Annotated in this window: 10 protein-coding genes; 4 read left to right on the top strand and 6 right to left on the bottom strand. The window is 43.6% G+C overall.

Going from position 1 to position 19,088, the window contains the following annotated elements:
* Positions 1 to 10 precede the first annotated feature (10 nt).
* Positions 11 to 526, top strand: a complete 516-nt coding sequence (locus B4K26_RS04310) for a GNAT family N-acetyltransferase (protein WP_296243781.1) — start codon at positions 11 to 13, stop codon at positions 524 to 526.
* Positions 527 to 575: 49 nt separating this feature from the next.
* On the opposite strand, the gene ggt is transcribed toward B4K26_RS04310, so the two are convergent.
* Together ggt and B4K26_RS04300 are read right to left on the bottom strand one after the other, a co-directional pair.
* Positions 576 to 2,510 carry a gamma-glutamyltransferase gene (ggt, locus tag B4K26_RS04305; RefSeq protein WP_296243779.1) on the bottom strand — a complete coding sequence of 645 codons (1,935 nt, stop codon included), beginning with the start codon at positions 2,508 to 2,510 and terminating at the stop codon, positions 576 to 578.
* 247 nt (positions 2,511 to 2,757) lie between these two features.
* Positions 2,758 to 3,300 (bottom strand): Spy/CpxP family protein refolding chaperone, encoded by a 543-nt coding sequence (locus B4K26_RS04300; protein ID WP_296243778.1) that lies wholly within the window; start codon positions 3,298 to 3,300, stop codon positions 2,758 to 2,760.
* Positions 3,301 to 3,615: 315 nt separating this feature from the next.
* Here B4K26_RS04300 and B4K26_RS04295 point away from each other — a divergent pair, with 315 nt between their 5' ends.
* The 3 genes from B4K26_RS04295 to B4K26_RS04285 all read left to right on the top strand — a co-directional run bounded on the left by B4K26_RS04295 (position 3,616) and on the right by B4K26_RS04285 (position 13,570).
* Entirely contained in the window at positions 3,616 to 4,317 is a 702-nt protein-coding gene (locus tag B4K26_RS04295; protein ID WP_296243777.1) for a response regulator transcription factor, read from the top strand.
* A gap of 110 nt (positions 4,318 to 4,427) precedes the next feature.
* Complete coding sequence (locus tag B4K26_RS04290; RefSeq protein WP_296243776.1) at positions 4,428 to 5,864, top strand: sensor histidine kinase; 1,437 nt, start codon at positions 4,428 to 4,430, stop codon at positions 5,862 to 5,864.
* Between the two features lie 470 nt (positions 5,865 to 6,334).
* Positions 6,335 to 13,570, top strand: a complete 7,236-nt coding sequence (locus B4K26_RS04285) for a YadA-like family protein (protein WP_296243775.1) — start codon at positions 6,335 to 6,337, stop codon at positions 13,568 to 13,570.
* 203 nt (positions 13,571 to 13,773) lie between these two features.
* Here B4K26_RS04285 and B4K26_RS04280 read toward each other — a convergent pair whose 3' ends face one another.
* The 4 genes from B4K26_RS04280 to nirK form a co-directional block, all read right to left on the bottom strand.
* The gene (locus B4K26_RS04280; protein ID WP_296243774.1) at positions 13,774 to 14,637 is read right to left on the bottom strand and encodes a universal stress protein; all 864 of its coding nucleotides are present in this window, start codon (positions 14,635 to 14,637) and stop codon (positions 13,774 to 13,776) included.
* A 581-nt stretch (positions 14,638 to 15,218) separates the two neighbouring features.
* Complete coding sequence (locus B4K26_RS04275; RefSeq protein ID WP_296243773.1) at positions 15,219 to 15,989, bottom strand: SCO family protein; 771 nt, start codon at positions 15,987 to 15,989, stop codon at positions 15,219 to 15,221.
* 66 nt (positions 15,990 to 16,055) lie between these two features.
* A complete protein-coding gene (locus tag B4K26_RS04270) occupies positions 16,056 to 16,952 on the bottom strand; it encodes a formylglycine-generating enzyme family protein (protein WP_296243772.1) in 897 nt (298 codons plus the stop codon).
* Positions 16,953 to 17,133: 181 nt separating this feature from the next.
* Positions 17,134 to 18,651, bottom strand: coding sequence for a copper-containing nitrite reductase (gene nirK / locus B4K26_RS04265; protein WP_296243771.1), 1,518 nt, complete (start codon positions 18,649 to 18,651; stop codon positions 17,134 to 17,136).
* Between the last annotated feature and the right edge of the window lie 437 nt (positions 18,652 to 19,088).

Genomic DNA, 19,088 nt, shown 5'->3' with positions numbered 1-19,088 from the left:
GGAGAAGAATATGGTACGGGTTTGTAAAGCGAAACAAAAAGATTATATAGACATTGCTAACATTCATTTTTCTAGCTCGAACTTTGCTTATTCAACACTGTTACCTAAATCTTATATTGCTGATAAAAACATCTTATCTCATAAAAAGGAAATGTGGAAAGAAGTGATCGCCCATCCTAATGTCAGTGTTTGGATAGCTTACGATTGTAGAGAAGGAAATAATCATATAGCTTTAGGCTTCATCGGATGCTTTAATGAAGGTAATAGCTATGAAATCACTACTTTATATATTTTGCCTGAATATCAAAGATTAGGGATTGGTAGTCAACTAATGAATGTAGCATTAAACCATATTCGGGAGAGTCACCTTGATTTTAGTTTAAGTTTATGGGTGCTAAAGAATAATATATCTGCTATTAAATTTTATAGTCAGCATGGATTTATACAGAGTAAGGAAATTCGTGAAGAATGGTTTGAAGATACCAAAATAGTGGATATTAAAATGATAGAAAGCGCTCTACATTAAAAACGTGGAGCGCTTTTTATAATAATTGTTTGAAAAATAAGAATTTATATCAATATCCCACCACCGCCGCATCAACAATACGCGGATCAGAAGAGCCATAAACGCCATTTGGCGTCATCATAATCGACTGCGTTGAACCCATTGCTTCCTGCGGGCTGACTTTATGTCCCATAGACTCCAATTTTTTAATCGTATCGACATTTAGTGCTTTCTCGATACGAATCTCATCGGGAAGCCATTGGTCATGAATACGCGGTGCATGGGTAGCCTCAGCGATATTCATATCGTGGTCAATGACGTTTGAGATGACTTGCGTGACAGTCGTGATAATGCGGCTGCCCCCCGGGCTTCCAGTAACGATATAAGGCTTGCTGTCTTTAAATACAAAAGTTGGACTCATTGAAGATAACGGTCGCTTATTAGCTTCGACCGCATTCGCATCGCCGCCGATTAAGCCATAAGCATTAGCAACTCCAGGTTTCGCAGAAAAATCATCCATTTCATTGTTTAATAAAATCCCCGTACCTTCAGCGACAAGCCCAGTTCCATAAGAGAAGTTCAGCGTATAGGTATTGGCCACCGCATTGCCGTCTTTATCAACAATAGAAAAGTGCGTGGTTTGATCACTCTCATACGGTAATGGATTGTTGGCCTTGACGGTAGAAGCAGGTGTGGCTTTGTTTGGATTAATTAAACTGCGCAGTTTATCGGCATAAGCTTGTGAGGTTAATCCGCTGGCAGGAACATCAATAAAGTCAGAATCCCCTAAATACTCGGCGCGATCGGCGTAAGCAAGCTGCATGGCCTCTGCCATTAAATGAATGGTCTGCGCGCTATTTTGACCATAGTCTTTTAACGGATAACCTTCCAAGATATTTAAGATTTGCACGATATGAATACCGCCTGAAGATGGGGGCGGCATCGAGACAATCTCATAACCGCGATACTCGCCTCTGACTGGCTTACGAGCGATAGCCTCATAATTGACTAAGTCTTGCAAGCTCATATTGCCGCCAGCCTCATTGACGGCTTTAACCAATTTACGTGCTGTTTCTCCTTTATAAAAACCGTCAGACCCTTTTGCGGCAATCAATTTAAGGGATTTTGCCAGATCCGGCTGACGTAGTAGTTCACCTGGCTGATAGGCACTGCCGTCTGGCTTAAAAAATATCTTTTTGGTACTTGGCCATTTTTGCAAACGATCACTCAAGGCTTCTAGCGATTCGGACAAGCCAGCGGTAACTTCAATACCATTTTCAGCTAACGCAATCGCTGGCGCCATGACTTGCCCGCGGTTCATGGTGCCGTGATCGTCTAACGCTTTGAGTAATCCTGCTACCGTCCCCGGAACGCCAACGGCTAGGCCATGATAACGGGATAAATCACTAACCGCATTGCCGTCTTTATCAAGATACATATCACGAGAAGCGCTACTTGGAGCTTTTTCGCGATAATCAAGCGCCACCGTTTTACCTTGCTTGGCATCATAAATCATCATAAAACCACCACCGCCGATATTACCTGCACGCGGTAACGTGACGGCTAACGCAAAGCCAACAGCAACGGCAGCATCAACAGCGTTGCCACCATCTTTTAAAATCTTTAAGCCAACATCAGAGGCGATGGCTTCTTGGCTTGCAACCATACCGTTTTTTGCCCAAACAGGGTGATGAATGGCGTCAGCTGAGTAAATAGCTTGATCGGTTTTGGCGGCATTGGTTGTTGGCTTAACCGTATTGTTTTTTGCTATTGTCACACGCTGCGTTTCAGACAATACGATCGGATTGTCGGTCATAATCGCTAGATTAATGGCACTGGTGTTAATCGAGGTTGGATTAATGGTGTTTTTTGCTTTAGTAGGATTGGTTTCTGCGGCATAAGTAGAAACAGAAATTAACAGGGCGCTGCTGATAATCACCGCGGCAGATTTTATTTTATGGGTTGGAGATTGGCTCGGGTGGGAAGAAGAAAACAAAGTTAACATCGCAAAGTCCTTTTTACGAGGGTGGGTAAGGTTAAGGAAAAAATAGCCAATACGGTTAACAAATAAGCATAAATATAGTATACCGGCTACTTTTTTAATTAGAAATACTATAACAGTATTTCACTACACTTAAAGGTTAAATTCTATCTTTGAACAAAAAAAACGCACCGGCTAACCGATGCATTTTTTAGGATATATTTTTTAAATATAACATTTCTCGTTAAAGCATGGCAGTCAATGACAAACCTTATTGTGGGTTTTTGCCGCGCATTGGGCGGTGTTTTGAACCATGATGACCTTTTGCTTTTCTTTCTGACTTTAATTGTGCCATTTTTTGACGCTGTTCAGGGGTTAGGACTTGCGCGATCGCATGCTCGGTTTGCACGCGTTCAATAAAGCGCTGCTTGGTTTTTGCCGCTTGTTGATCGGCTAGGCGGTTGACAGCCGCACTGTCTAAAGCTTTTGCATTGGTCAACGCCTGCATTTGTTGTTGCATTTGTGCGCGTTCTGCTTGATATTTGCTACGATCGTTTTTGTGACCACTGTATTTTTCTTGCATAATGGCTTTAATTTGCGCTTGCTGCGTCGCTGTTAAATCTAGCTGTGCCATTGGGCCTCTCATACCACCTTTACGCATGCCGTCTTTCATTCCAGATTTATGCTGCTTTTGCATGCTGGTCGTTGTTGGCGTTGCTGACGTCGTATCAGTCGTGGCGTTGACACTGGTACAACCCGTCACGGTTAGAACGCTAGAAAGTGCAAGTACTGAGCCTATGATTAATTTTTTCATCATTATTACCTTAATAGTTACCTTAAGTTATGGTGCAAACGTTATTTATTAAGAACAGAGGTTTTTTTGTATGGCAAGTAGTGATTAATAGTGTCCCGGATAGCTACTATTAATCACTACTTGCCAGCAGTGTTTTTTGCTGATAGCCGCTATCATACGACAGCTAGAAGTTACGAACATTTATGAAATATTAAGAAAGGTAACGTTTGTGGCGCCTTGGTGGGCGCTTGCATGATAATGTACGCCACACTATGGCATGCTTGGGTAAGCATTTGACTGAGTGGCAAGAACGTAGAGAGGGTAGGGAGAATAACGATGGCAAATATTTTATTGGGTGACGATGATGAAGAGTTGACCCAACTGTTGCAAGAGTATTTGCATAATCACGGTATTCGCTGTGACTGTGTGCATGATGGCGAAGCGGTTATCGAACGTTTAAAAGTAGCGATGCATGATGGCACACCTTATGACCTACTAGTGCTAGATATTATGATGCCCAAAACAGATGGGCTCAGCGTCCTGCGCCAGCTGCCTGCTATCAGTGATATTCCTGTAATTATGTTGACGGCAAAAGGTGAGGAGATTGATCGTATTGTTGGGCTTGAGCTTGGTGCCGATGATTATATTACCAAACCTTGTAACCCGCGTGAGCTGCTGGCACGTATTAACGCAGTCATTAAACGTAGCCGTATAACAGCCTCTGGTGCTGCCGCCTCAGAGCACTTGCCACTGCCAGAGAGCCGGTTGCATTTGGATCAAAATCAACGACTTTGCCAAATAGATGGCGTCGAGTTACAAGTCACAGGAACAGAGTTTGACTTGTTGGTGGCGTTACTTAAACAAAAAGGCGAAGTGGTGAGTAAAGCGTGGCTATCACAACATGTCTTACAGCGTGAACTGCAGCCGTTTGATCGCAGCCTTGATGTGCACGTGTCGCGCTTACGTAAAAAACTTCAGCCTTTTCATAATGAACCCATTAAGGCGGTTCGTGGTAAAGGCTATCAGCTGGTATTGTAATGGCGGACTCATTGATAAATACTTCTACATTTAAGCCACGAATCACCTTATTTTGGCGGTTATTTCTAAGCCTATTATTGACTGTTCTAGTTACCTCTATTGTCTCAATTATGGTAGAGCGCTGGCTTAATAACAGAGAGCTAAGTGCGCGGATGGACACGCAAATTGAGCGTCTTTTACTCAAGCGTCAAGAAGTGGTTGAAACATTACAAACTGGAAATTTCCCCGCTGTTAGGCAGTTGTATCGTCAAGACCGCCGGCTGATGAGCCAAATCAGAATCTATGACGAGCAGGGCGCTATTATTTTTCCGCGCTATCGTTATATGGAAGAGCGACAACAAAATAGGCAAGAAAAAAACAATTCCGTATCCTCGTACTCTATGTCTGACCGTCGTAGCACTTATCATAATACAGATGACCACACTGATGAAAAACCTTTTATTCTCAGTGAGATTTTTCAACCAGCGTTGCCTAATAGAGAAGCATTTTCTACGCCTGATGACCGTCCAGAATTGGCAGATTTAACCGTAGAGCTGCCTGACGGAAAAACGGCTATTGTACAATTGCGTCCGCATCTGCGTTTTACTGATGTTTTGGAGTTGCAACGGGGTAATTTCACCGTGCGTTTGCTTCTCATTATTCTGTTTAGCGTGCTGGTCTGCTTTTGGCTCAGCCGTACGTTAGCTCGACGCATCGGTCGAGTTCAAGATACCGTCCATCGTATGATTGATGGAGACTATGAGGCAAATCCGCAGTTATCAGAATTAGGCTCTGATGAGCTGGGGTTATTGGCAAAAGACGTTTCCCAGTTATCGACGCGATTGGCTGAGAGTGAGCTTGCTCGCAAGCAAATGCTCAGCGATATCTCGCATGAGCTGCGCTCACCACTCGCGCGTCTTGATGTCGCGACTGAATTGACGCGTGATTTTGCGCCCAATGCCAGTCGTTATCTCGATCGTATCGATAAAGAATCGGCACGCATGAATGAGCTGATTGAGCAAATCATTCATATTCAATCTTTGCAAATGCAGCAATATACTATCGATAATTTGGAAAATGATGCCGTAGATATTGTTGATATTATCACTGAAATTGGTAAAGACGTCTGTTTTGAGTTTCAGCATAAAAATGTGCGTTGGCAATGGACGCCGCCTGATGATTTATTATCTGCACCTGTAACCGTACTTGGCAACCAAGAACAGTTACATAGCGCCCTTGAAAACATCATTCGAAATGCTTTTATGCATACATCGTCTGGCTCAACCGTCACTGCTGAAGCAACAAAAACAAAGTTAGCTAACAAAAGAGATGCCATTCAAATTAGCATCACAGATGAAGGTGGCGGGGTAGCAGAAAAAGACGTAGAGCGTATTTTCCAACCCTTTGTACGCCTTGATAGCGCACGTCATCGGGAAACAGGCGGCTATGGATTGGGATTGGCAATCGTCCACGCGGTTGTCGTCGCTCATAAAAGTCAAATTAGTATTCACAACCGCCAAGATGGTATTCAAGGCTTGGTGGTGCAGATTGTGTTACCTGTTCAATAACAACGATTAGGATATGTCCTCATGTTAAAAACGAGGATGAATATGAGACAAATCGCAGTCGAATAAGGGAAGTAGTACAGATAATCTCGAGATATTATCTAGCCATTTTTAACCTATGTAGATGATTATTTTTTGGATGGAGGATAAGCTTTAATAAGAAAAAACCAGTAAAAGAAATTTACTCACTAGATTATATTCATGTTTATGAATATATCCGATGAACGGTAGTAAATCTCCGACGAACGGCATTGTTACTCTCTGTATATTCATTAATAATCATATACAGAGAGTTATAATGATTTTACAAAACGAGACGTACTATTTCTTAAGTATCGCTCTGAGTAACATTTCTAAATGTATCGTGCGTTCCTATTAATTTATAACCCGTTTTATCTTGTCGTATTAACTCTCTAAACATGGATTTTAACTTTGATTTTCAAATCTGATGAGTCGGTAAGGGAGTACATGCTATGAACCGGAATTATAAAGTGATATGGAATGTGTCTTTAAACTGTTTTATGGCAGTTTCTGAGTACGCCAAAGCGCGCGGTAAGTCATCACAATCTAGCGTAAGCTCAAACGCTACCATCAATACCACATCCAATCTTTCATCTACAAATGCTTTTCGACTCACTGCTATAGGGCTGGGGTTAATGGCGGCTGGATTTAGTATGCAGGCGACAGCTAGTCCCTGCAATGGAAGCGCAGAAGTAGAGTGTGGAACTAATACCACGGTAAGCGCTCTTCATGGTATTGCTATAGGCAAGAATGCGACAGTCTTAGGAAGTCAGGGCATAGCCATTGGTGGCGGTTCAAGTGGTCAGAATACCACCGCAAGTGGTGAACAGTCTATTGCCATTGGCGCAAACGTTGTCTCATCAGGAGCATCTTCTATTGCTATAGGTGGTGATGATTTAGATGCAGCCTCTAAAACCGACTACGATGGCAGCATATCTACAGGTGCCTTAAATAGTGGTCAGGTCAATACGACGTTTCATGAATATGCTGGGCGAGATTTGTTAGAGTCATGGGATGCATATGGTAAACATACTGAATCTAGTGGAGCGGCCTCTATTGCTATGGGCGCCAAAGCGCGATCAGCTGGTAATCTAGCAACTGCCATAGGTATTCATTCGAGCGCTTCCGGTATGGCTTCATCAGCGTTTGGCGTAGCATCAGCAGCCACTGGACAAGGCGCACTAGCAGTGGGTGTAGGAGCAAATTCTTCGACCCAAGATGGGGTAGCACTAGGCTCAAGGTCAGTGGCCAACGTTGCTAGCGGCGCATTAGGTTTTGCACCAACAAGTGCAAGCGCAGCCGACCAAACTGCTATCAAGGCGACCAACAGCACTAACCTTGGTGCAGTTTCTATTGGCAATGCTAAAGACGGCACTCGTCAGATTGTCAACCTAGCGGCTGGTACCAATGACAGTGATGCTGTGAACGTAAGTCAGTTAAAATCATTAGCTAACGTTGTAAGTAAAGGCCAAACTCGTTACTACAGCGTGAATGATAATGGAGTAGCTAAAGCCAATTATAATAACGATGGTGCTATAGGTGGAAACTCAATGGCAGCCGGCATTGCAGCTACAGCAGATGGTACTTTTGCTACTGCTATAGGCACTGAAGCAAATGCTCAAGGATATGCTTCAACGGCCTTAGGGAATGAAGCTGATGCCACTAAGACTAATTCACTAGCGTTAGGGCGACAGTCTAAAGCTACTGGGGTTAACAGTACCGCTTTAGGATGGGAAGCTTCTGCCTCTGCTGAAAACAGCATGGCTATGGGCCGAGAAGCAAAAGCAGAAGGAGCTAATAATATAGCTTTAGGCAGAGCAGCTAATACATTTGGTAGGAATAGTACGGCATTAGGATTTCAAGCATCAGCCTCTGCTAATAATAGTATGGCTTTAGGTACAGAAGCAAAAGCTTCAACTGCTAAAAGCATCGCGTTAGGAGAAGGAGCTACTGCTACTCACGAAGGCTCGGTTGCTTTAGGCTCAGGCTCTTTGGCTGACGGCTTAACTCTTGGCGTATTTGCATACCAGCCTTTAGATAAAAATGGTAATCCAATTGGGGTCGTTGCGCCAACAGCTAGCAGCGAATTATCAGTAGGCGCTGTTAGTAACGAGCGCCGCATCACTAACGTGGCGGCAGGTGCGACCGATACCGATGCCGTTAACGTGAGTCAACTTAAGAGCGTCGTAGCGTATACGGATGATACAGTCGAAGCTAATAAAACACGTTTTTATAATGTCAATAGCACAGACTCAACCCGTGGCAACTATAATAATGACGGTGCAATCGGCGTAGACGCGATAGCAGTTGGGGTTGATGCTCAAGCAGCTGGTGATCGCGCTGTTGCTATGGGTAAAAGAGCTCAAGCTGCAATGGACGGTGCGACGGCTCTTGGTAGTAATGCTTATGCTAAAGGTATCGACGCAACTGCAGTAGGTAATAGAGCACAAGCAGGTCGTAACAGTATTGCTTTAGGTATGGATGCCAATGCTTTAAATAGTGGAACCGTAGCATTAGGCACTCAAAGCTTTGCAGGCCAAGGTGCAACAGTTGTTGGTACTAATGCAAAAGCTAATGGTAAAGATAGTACGGCATTAGGTCGTTTTGCTAAAGCCAATGATACCGATTCAGTTGCCTTAGGTTCTTTCTCTGAAACAGCCACAGCTGTTGGGACTTCTAACGTTGTATTAGTTAATCGAACATATAACTTTGCTGGTGCTGTTCCAAAAGGCACGGTAAGTGTAGGTTCCGTAGGTAACGAACGTACAATTACGAATGTAGCTGCTGGACGCATTAGCGATACAAGTACGGATGCAATCAATGGTAGTCAATTATATGCTACTAACAGCGCCGTTAATAAAAACAGCAGTGATATTGATCTGGGGCTCAATTTTACAGGTGACAATAGTGTGACAACCGTCAACCGTAAGCTTGGTGACAAGCTCACGGTGAAAGGTGGTGCAACTACAGCTTTATCAGATAAAAATATCGGTGTGGTTGCTGATAGCACAAACAACAGCTTAACGGTCAAGCTTGCTAAAAATATTGACTTAGGCGCTAGTGGCAGCGTGAAAATGGGTACAAGAAGTCCCTGGGGCTTAGGATCTGTAACGACCATTGACGATTCAGGAATGAGAACTGGTAGCTTACTGGCCAATACCGATGTTAATGGTCTAGGTGTGTTTGTCAATGGTCCATTAGGTATTCCTAGTACTACTTTGACTGTAGATGGACTTAATATCATCGGTGGTCCAAGCGTCACAAGAAGTGGCGGCATAGATGCTGGTAATAAGAGAATCACACGAGTCTCCAACGGCATTGACCCAACGGATGCAGTGAACCTCAGTCAGCTCACCGGTGCCGCTGCCGGGTCTAGAACAGAAGTAAAAGCCGGCACCAACATTGTTGACGTTGGGAAAACGGTGGGTGATAAAGGCCAAGATGTCTATACCGTTAACGCCAAAGGCACAACAGCAACAGCAGGTTCATCAGCGGTAACGGTTAATGGCAATGAAGTAGACAGCAACATCACTGACTACACCGTTGACTTAAGCCAAGATTCCAAAGACAGCTTAGCTAAAGCGGATAGTGCCTTACAAACCGTGGTGACTCAGATTGATGGTCAGACAGTAAAAACCATTAAACAAGACAACAATACGGCTAACTTTATGAAAGGCAGTAATATCGTCTTAACGGCAGAAGATGGGGGTATTAAAGTTGCGCTTGCCAAAGACTTAACCGATCTTAGCAGTGCCAACATTGGTGGTGTCACTATCTCAAGTACAGGCATCAATGCCAACAACACTCAGATCAAAGGGGTTAAAGCGGGTAGTGCTGGTACAGATGCTGTGAACGTTGATCAGTTAGGCACCGCCATCTCAAGCAACAAAACCAAGTACTACAGTGTCAACTCAACGGATGGCACCAATGATCTAAACGAAGGTGCCACTGGACAAAACGCCATGGCCATGGGACGCAACGCTGTGGCGTCTGGCAGCCAGGCCATCTCAATTGGTAGCAGCGCAGGTGGACAAAAAACCACCGCGAGTGGTCATCAGTCTATCGCCATTGGAGCCAACTCTGTGTCTACAGGGGCATCTTCTATCGCCATTGGTGGTGATGACTTAGATGTTGCCTCAAAAACTAATATCGATGGTAGTTTGGCATCTGCTATTAATAAAGGTGACGTCAACGACAAATTTAAAGCTTATACCGGTCATGACCTTGTCGAATCACCTCCGTATAAAATAAATACAGAATCAGGTGGTGCCGCCTCCATCGCCATGGGAGCCAAAGCCTTGTCTAGCGGCGCATTGTCTACCGCCATTGGTGTACAGTCCGCCTCAGCTGGTGTCGCATCCTCAGCCTTTGGTGTCGGATCGTCAGCAAGCCTAGAAGGTTCTGTTGCACTTGGCGCAGGATCAACAACCGCCTCGAACGCAACCAAAGAGCTGACCATGTCAGTGGGAGGAAGCAGATACAACGTTGCTGGCGCAGCGCAAGCAGCTGGAGATCAAGTCTCTGTTGGTTCAAAAGGGATGGAGCGTCAGATCAAAAATGTTGCGAGTGGCGCAGTAAACGCAAGCAGTACCGATGCGATTAATGGCAGCCAGCTTCATGCAACCAATGATAGAGTAAACATCAATACAGGCAACATTCAAACCAACAAAGAGACCATTGCAAAAGGCGTGGCATTCAAGCTAAACGGCACAACGAAGAGCTATGCTTTAGGTGAGCCCATCCAAGTGGATACTGACGCCAACATTACCGTAGTAGGCGCTGGTAATGGAGCCAAGTTCGGCATTAATAAGAACTTAACCGGTCTTAACAGTGCCACCTTTGGTGGAGTCGTCATATCACAGTCTGGTCTTAACAACGGTAGCAAACAAATCACGAATGTGGCGAGTGGTGTCGGTAACGACTCTAACGCGGCCAACATTGGGGATGTCCAAACCATTGCTGGGGGACTGAAAACGATAGTTGCTAAAGGTACCAATATCAAAGACGTTACTAAGTCTACTGTTAATGGTCAAGATACTTACACCGTCAATGCAGATGGTGCGAGTGTCTCAGGGGGGTCAGCGGCGGTAAGTGTTAGTGCTGGCGCCAAAGGTGCCAACAACGTCACAGACTACAAGGTTGACTTAAGCCAAGGGGCCAAAGACAGCCTTGTGAAAGCGGATAGTGCCTTACAAAATGTTGTGACTCAGATTGATGGTCAGACAGTGAAAACCATTGACCAAGACAACAATACGGCCAACTTTATGAAAGGTGACAACATACTGTTGACTGAAGAAAATGGTGGTATCAAAGTTGCGACTGCTCAAGATATGGTACTAAATAGTGTGAAAATGGGTAATACCACAATCAGCAAAGACGGTATGACCATAGTCGCCCCAACTCTAGCTCGGACAGTCGTTCTTAACAGCACTGGACTTAACAATGGCGGTAATAAGATCACGAATGTTAAAGCTGGTGAGATGGGTACAGACGCTGTGAACGTTGATCAGTTAAATCTGGCCAACACTATCATTGATAAAGGCTTGAGCTTCGGTGGTGACAGTGGGGAAGATGTCAATCGTAAACTTGGTGACACCCTCACGGTTAAAGGTGGCGACACTGTTGACTCTGATCCAGCAACGAAAAATATCAGTGTTACTGCCAATGGGAAAGATACTTTAACCGTTAGATTGGCTAAGGATATCAATCTTGGGAATACGGGCAGTGTGACTACTGGAAATACTCAGGTTAATAATGCTGGTATTACTTTATACAATGGTGATAACGATCAAGTAGTTCTGTCAAACAATGGCCTTAACAACGGTAACAATAAAATTATCAACGTTGTTGATGGAATGTTGAGCCCTAATAGTAAGGATGCTGTTAATGGCAGTCAGCTATTTAAGACTAATGAAAACATTGCCAAAGGTATTAAGTTCGACCTGAACGGTAATACAAAAACCTACGCGTTAGGTGAAGCCATTCAAGTGGCGACTGATGCCAATATAACCACTACTGCTTTTGGTAATGGTGCAAAATTTGGTCTAGCTGACACCATAAAAATCGGTGGCACTAGTCCAAATGCTGTATCGATAGATGGTATGGCAGGCACTGTTAAAGGATTATCAAACACGACTTTCGATGCCAATGCAACTTATAGTGGAGGGCAAGCCGCAACTCAAGAGCAGTTATCTGGTCTTCAAAGTGGTATAAATAGTACTTTTGATAAAGGTATTTCGTTCGGTGGTGATAGTGGTACTGATGTCAAGCGTAAGCTTGGTGACAAGATTACTGTCAAAGGCGGAGTGAGTGATTCTGCGAAACTAACGGACAGTAACATTGGTGTTATTGCTGACAAGGATACTAATACGCTAACAGTCAAATTAGCCAAAGACCTCACTGGACTAAACAGTGCAAGCTTCGGTAGTAACGTTAACGTTTCATCTACTGGCTTCAGAGCAGGAGATACATTAGTCAATCAGAATGGCTTTACCTTCGTCGGTGAAGGTGGCCAAACCAGAACTGTCATGCTAAGTAACAGTGGCCTAAACAACGGTGGTAATAAAATTACCAATGTCGCTCGAGGGGAAGCAACTACAGATGCGGTTAACGTTGAACAGTTAAATGAAGTTAAACAAAGTGCAGCGGATGCTAACAAAGGCTGGAATGTCAGTGCCCAAGGAGCAAATACCAGCACAGTGAAACCAGGCAATACAGTCGACTTAAATAACACTGATAACAATATTACGGTTTCTAAAACAGCAGAGAGTAACAATGTTAGCTTTAATCTAAGTAAAGACATTGCCGTAGATAGTGTGACAACTGGTGATGCTACATTGAGCAGTAGTGGACTAAACATCGCAGGCGGACCAAGTGTTACCAAAAATGGTATTGATGCAGGTGGAAATAAGATCACCAATGTTGCTAAAGGTGACATTGAGATTGATAGTAAGGATGCTATTAACGGTAGCCAACTATTTGAGTTTGTAAGTCTTGTCAACACACAGACAACTGCAATAGCTGAGATGGGTGCTGGACTTAACTTCGACGCAGATAGCGGTCCTGTTATCAATAAAAAAGCAGGTTCTGACCCCTTAAAATTTAAAGGAGGGAACAACATCACTACAACCTCGGAAGATGGTAGCATCAAGTTTGACTTGAATGGCAACATCAATGTCGACAGCGTGACGACTGGCAACACGACGGTTAATAATAGTGGTGTGACTATTAAAAATGGCCCAAGTATGACCGCCGCTGGTATCTATGCAGGTAATGCCGAGAATGCACCTAGCATGACTGCCGCTGGTATCAATGCCGCTGGTACCAAGGTGACAAATGTGGCGGATGGCATGGCGCCTAGAGATGCTGTGAACTACGGACAATTAGAGGCCGTTACTAGAGGTTTAGGCGGCAGTATTAATGAGCTAGGCTATAGAATTGGCGAAGTCGAAGATGACGCCAATGCAGGTATTTCAGCCGCTATGGCCATGTCTTCATTGCCTCAAGCGTACATTATCGGTAAACCAATGATAGGCGGTGGTATCGCAACCTATAATGGTGAAAGTGCCGTTGCCATTGGTTTCTCTAAAATGTCTAACGATGGACGTTGGGTGATGAAGTTAAATGGCACCGCGGATACTCAAGGGAATGTGGGCGGTGCAATCGGCGCAGGCTTCCACTTTGACTAGTTAGATAGCCAGAAAGTTAAGTGGAATTAAGCTAAATAGTCATTGAATCACTAAAGTTAAGTAAAAAAAAGCAAGGTACCAAATGCCTTGCTTTTTTTGTGGACAAAGGTTACCTGATAAAGAGGTATAGAGTTCTAACTAAAACAATAAAAGTAAAGTAGCGAATTTAAAATTTACAATATGAAAACTGTCATTTCAACTATTTAGCGTACTAAAATAACAGGCGATAAGGTACTGGCAATAATCTCTGCAGTCGTACTGCCCAGAAATAAGTGCTGGAGCTTAGAGCGCCCATAAGCGCCGATTACGATGATATCGATATCGTTTTCAAGTTGAAAACTAAGTAAACCGTCGACCGCATCAAGTTCCGAGAGCTGATGAGCATCGACATTAAACCCTGCTGTCTTCAGTTGCGAAGCAGCATTGTCGAGGCTTGTCTTAGACGCTTCATTATCATGGCCGACCATCACGAGATGGCCTTGCAAACTTTTTAAAAGGTTGCTTTTTGCGAGCATCTGTATGGCATTTATCGCCGTTTTACTACCGTCAAATGCCACCATATACGACTGCGGCTCTTTAAACTTCTCTGAACAAATCAACACGGGTATGTTTGAGGCGCGGGCAACCGTTTCGATTTGACTACCGATATTGATGCGGCTGTTTTTGTGGTCTTCACCGCGGCGTCCCATAACGATGGCGCGATTTTTTTCTTGAAAATGTTCAATTGCTGGCAGCAGCTTACCGTGGCGCTGATAAATGCAAACATTCATACCTTTAAAGCCGCTTTGAATATGACTTTTTGCATCTTGTACTAGCGCATTGCTGTAGCTGTTCACGACTTTCGCCCTTTGCTCATCGAGTTCAGATAACTCATCGAGTAAAAACTGTCGGCTGTTAATGCCAATGGCGCCAGATAAATCGCGTCTGATCGAAGCTGCCACATCACTGACGTGTAACAATGCCACCGAAATGTCCAGCTTCTCTGCGTACCACGCAGCATAATCACATACCGACCCAGTTACCGCCGAGCCATCGATACAAGCCAAAACATGCTCTTCCGTTATCATAATCTGTCCTTAGTTTTGCCCTTAACCTTTGATAAGCCTATTTTTATGGAAACTTTGTTTTCGGTAAAAATACTACAAGAATCTACTTCTTAATCAAATCTAAAACAACCCATCGTTGGCTATCATCTTACCTCAAATATAGTCATTGCAACATTAAAGCGTTAGGCTTTACCGAGCTCTTTGCAAAGATAGTTTATATTTTTAATATGCAATCACCTGAAAAAAAATATGGCTGACGATTTTGTCATCATTTACATAGATGAAAGTGACTTTAAGAGTGAAACTATAAGCCCTTAAGGCTATGCTCGATTGGCACATTCTGTATCGATAGCTACAACGGGTAAGCTCCACCAAAATCCACACTTTTTTGTAATGCGGCTGCTATAGAGCTAAAAATATAGCCGATGATTCCATTAAAAACACCGCTTGTCTGTTATCAGATAAGCGGTGTTTTCTTGCCTTTGTGATACTCAAAAAGAGATTTAAAATTGAATGAAAATTAACACTGTGGCTTTGACTATCTTATTTGAGAGGAATGTATTTTAAGCGTAATACATTTTAAGCGTAATACATTTTAAGCGTTAGCTGTGAGTGTTTAAATACTCAATCAAAGGCTGAATACCAGAGTCTGCGACACCAACGCCTTGTGCGACCAAGCGACCGTCTTTATCTAGTACAGAAATCAAGTTAGAGTGGTTAATATCACCATTATCAGCAAATTGATATTTGATATTTAAGGTGTTAGCAAGCACACGGGTACTGGCTTCATTGCTACGAATCAAGCGCCAATTATCACCAAGCTCATTGTGCTCAGCAAAGTTTTTCATAACATCAACGGTATCGCGCTCAGTATCCAATGTCGCCAATAAAAACTCCGTTTGGCTGCGCGCTTCTGGTGTCATCTCTTTATACATCTGTTTCATAGATTGCACTAAAACAGGGCAAGTATGCTGACAGCTGGTATAAGCCATGACTACCACCTGATTTTTACCTTGAAGTTTATCAAGCTCGAAAGTATTGCTATTTTGGTCTGTCCAGTCACCACCTACTTGATAGATAGAATAATCTTGCCCGAGCGCTTCTGCTGGTTCTTGCGCATTCATATCTGTATGATTCATCTGTTGATGATCCATGCCCTTCATATCATGATGGGCATCTGCCGCGACTTTAGATTCAGAAGTAGCATTGGCCTGATTGCCTTGCGTCGCTGCTGAGTTAAGTGCGTCAGGATTGCTACAGGCGAGTAAGCCGATACATAGCCCAACAGTCAAAGTCAATTTGATAGTATGAATACATGGATGAGTTGTCATATTTCGCACTGTTGTATTTTGAATGGTTTTTATTGTTTTCATAAGTCAATCCTTAAAGGCTATGCACATCAATTGAGAATAAAAAGTAGGGCGCTGCATCGAGAAAAATTAATTACTAGCACAGCGAAAACCAAGGCTGCTGACCGTGTATTTTGCTTCTAAGCTTGAGCGAAAGCCATAACGCATAAAGGCTGCATAATCGCTTGGGTCAACTGCCCCTGCTGCCCCCGAGCCGCAAAACATCTGCTGGTTTAGGCTGCTGTCAGCTCGTGATTCGCCAGTGACTAAGCTATTGTTAAAATTCTCTGTCCACTCCCAAATCAAGCCGTGCATGTCTTTGACGCCCCAATAGTTGGCTGGGGTCTGTCCAATATCCGCAAGTTGGTCTTTACTACCAGCAGATTTACCATACCAGTCTAGTATGCGCTGATTGTAGCCAGCCTCTAAGCTGCCATTTTTATTGCTGGTAGAGGCTTGCGCCACATATTCCCACTGCTCAACCGTTGGTAAGCGCTTGTTTTGAGAGCGACAATACTGATTAGCGGCATACCATGACATATTGACCACAGGCTTACGAAAATCAGCCTTTCTAGGCACAGAGATATCTTTGGTATTGATCCAGTGCTTTAGATAACCAGAATCGGCAAAAATAGGTGCAATGGCACGTTGGCGAAATTTCGGGTTTTCTTTTAAAAACTGATAAAACTGTATATTCGTGACTGGTAGCTCATCAATTTTAAATGTATCGACTGCCACCAATGGTGAATTTTTGCTCAAATATAACGGACGATAAGTACCGGACTGAATGGTCAGCTCTTTTGCTTGCGCTTGCGCGCTTATAAACGCAAAGACGGTTGTTACGCTAAGAGCACTAATGACCAATAACAGTGTGAGCGGGCGAGCAGTCGTATCCACAATCTTCCGAGTGTTAATTTTTAACGTTTTGTTTTTGTGAATGCTGCGAGTGTTGCTTTTGCGAGTGTTAGTGATGTAAGTCCATAACATAACTAATCTCCTAGTAAACCAAAAAGAGGACGGTGCCAAACGCTTATTGAGTCAGACACCGTTCTAACGTAACGATATTTGGTTATTTGACGAAAGTGTCTATTGTGAAAAGACTGTCCGATAACCCTGTTTTTTAACAGTATCTTTATCGGACAGTCAGTAGTATCTGTCTAAAATCCTATTATTTACGAGCGGCTTTGACCTCTTCTGGCGTCACTTCACCACCTTTGTTGCCCCAACTGTTGATGATATAGGTGACGACGTTGGCGATTTTTTCGTCATCTAAGGCAACGGCTGGCATGACACTGTCGTAATCTTCGCCATTGACGGTAATCTTACCAGTCAAGCCATGCAAGATAGCATTGACGGCGCGTTTGGGGTCTTCGTTGAGGTAGTCAGACTTGGCCAATGGTGGGAAGGCTTTTGGTATACCAGCACCATTTAATTGGTGACAAGCCGCGCAGTTGCTAGCGTAAATAGACTCACCCATTTTAATTCTTTCTTGCTTGTTAGCAGCAGTCACGACCGGCGCAGGCGCATTGGTTTTACCAAGACTTTGTGCCGCTGAGCCTTCAGGTAAATAGACATCTTCGCGTACTTTTCCTGAATATATTTTCTTGTCTTCTGCCCCTTTGACATCGATGATACCAAGCGCACCTTTGTTAAATGCCCGGAAAATAGAGTGGTCAACCATCACAAGTTCGCCTGGGACATCCACCTTAAACTCAGTAATGGCTGCACCACCGGCAGGGATAAGGGTGGTTTGAACATTATGGTTTTCAGCAGTGCCACCTTCCATATTGACCTTATCAAAAATCTCACCAATCACGTGGAATGATGACACCAAATTAGGGCCACCGTTTCCAACAAATAGACGAACCGTTTCACCAACTTTCGCTTTTAGCGAATTTTCACCAGTGAGCGCGCCTACTGAACCGTTAAATAACACGTAGTCTGGCTGCTCTTTCACCGCTTTTTCCATGTCAAAAGGTTGCAGCCCTTTATCGCCGTAATTGCCTTTGGTGTAAAAATCGCCCTGCATGACATAAAATTCACGGTCAACCTTTGGTAAGCCTTCTTCTGGCTCAACCAAAATCAGACCATACATACCGTTGGCGATATGCATTCCAACGGGCGCTACCGCACAGTGATAGACGTATAAACCTGGTTTTAAGGCTTTAAAGTTAAATTCTGACGTATAACCAGGAGAGGTAAACGAAGAAGCGGCACCCCCTCCTGGGCCTGTCACCGCATGCAAGTCGATATTGTGCGGCATTTTAGAGTCAGGATGGTTTGACAAATGAAACTCAATTTCATCGCCCTGACGAACGCGAATAAACTGCCCTGGAACCTGACCGCCAAATGTCCAAAAGTTATATTCAACGCCATCCGCTAAACGCATGGTTTTTTCTACCGTTTCCATTTTTACGATGACCTTTGCCGCATAGTCACGATCGATAGGCGGTGGCACCTCAGGCGCGTGGGTGAGAACAGCGTCAATCACTGGTAGCTCGCCATTTTTGGTCGTTGGCGCTTTGCTGTCTTTTGTCGTTTGAGTGGTTTCTGCTGTCGCCTTGTCAGGGGCTGACTTATCACAACCGGCCATTCCTACCATACCAAGGGCAAGAAGACAAGCTATGGCAAGCTTAGAATAGGCAAGAGCGTGAGGTTGAGAGGTTGTAGAGTTAAAAAGACGCATAAGGCTCTCCAAAAATTGAAAATAAGTGGCTCATTTAACAAAGCTCGATTTTTATGATTCTTTGTCATCTACTTTCGATAATGCTGGAAAGTAAAAATCAGCATTTAGATAAATAATAGAAGAGTGAAAATGTAAAAAGAGTGAGCTTTTAAATTGGCTTCCATAAGATATATATTAAATGAATGTTTAAAAATAAGCGAATTATTTACGCAAGATTTGTTCACACTTTTTATACTGATGAGTTATAAATTTAGCTAGGTATTTTTATGATTAGATGCGCAAGAAAGAAAGGTATTGAGGAGTTTAAGCTTTAAAAATTTTGAGTATGCGTGATTATCAGTAACCATTGGCTTGGAAGTAGGGAAGGGGTTATAGTTAATGCTCACTGTTATTTTTACTGTTATCAGTATCTTTTTGACTAGGGCGTGTCTTCAATT

The organism is Psychrobacter sp. UBA6766, assembly GCF_002453355.1.
Taxonomy (GTDB): Bacteria; Pseudomonadota; Gammaproteobacteria; order Pseudomonadales; family Moraxellaceae; genus Psychrobacter.
The sequence above is the reverse complement of the archived record's forward strand: the minus strand, read 5'-3'. Positions and strand labels throughout refer to the sequence as shown.

Excerpts from the sequence above, each read along its gene's own strand:
- B4K26_RS04310 (WP_296243781.1), top strand. The coding sequence starts at position 11 with ATGGTACGGGTTTGTAAAGCGAAACAAAAAGATTATATAGACATTGCT.
- ggt (WP_296243779.1), bottom strand. The coding sequence starts at position 2,510 with ATGTTAACTTTGTTTTCTTCTTCCCACCCGAGCCAATCTCCAACCCAT.
- B4K26_RS04300 (WP_296243778.1), bottom strand. The coding sequence starts at position 3,300 with ATGAAAAAATTAATCATAGGCTCAGTACTTGCACTTTCTAGCGTTCTA.
- B4K26_RS04295 (WP_296243777.1), top strand. The coding sequence starts at position 3,616 with ATGGCAAATATTTTATTGGGTGACGATGATGAAGAGTTGACCCAACTG.
- B4K26_RS04290 (WP_296243776.1), top strand. The coding sequence starts at position 4,428 with ATGGTAGAGCGCTGGCTTAATAACAGAGAGCTAAGTGCGCGGATGGAC.
- B4K26_RS04285 (WP_296243775.1), top strand. The coding sequence starts at position 6,335 with ATGAACCGGAATTATAAAGTGATATGGAATGTGTCTTTAAACTGTTTT.
- B4K26_RS04280 (WP_296243774.1), bottom strand. The coding sequence starts at position 14,637 with ATGATAACGGAAGAGCATGTTTTGGCTTGTATCGATGGCTCGGCGGTA.
- B4K26_RS04275 (WP_296243773.1), bottom strand. The coding sequence starts at position 15,989 with ATGAAAACAATAAAAACCATTCAAAATACAACAGTGCGAAATATGACA.
- B4K26_RS04270 (WP_296243772.1), bottom strand. The coding sequence starts at position 16,952 with ATGTTATGGACTTACATCACTAACACTCGCAAAAGCAACACTCGCAGC.
- nirK (WP_296243771.1), bottom strand. The coding sequence starts at position 18,651 with ATGCGTCTTTTTAACTCTACAACCTCTCAACCTCACGCTCTTGCCTAT.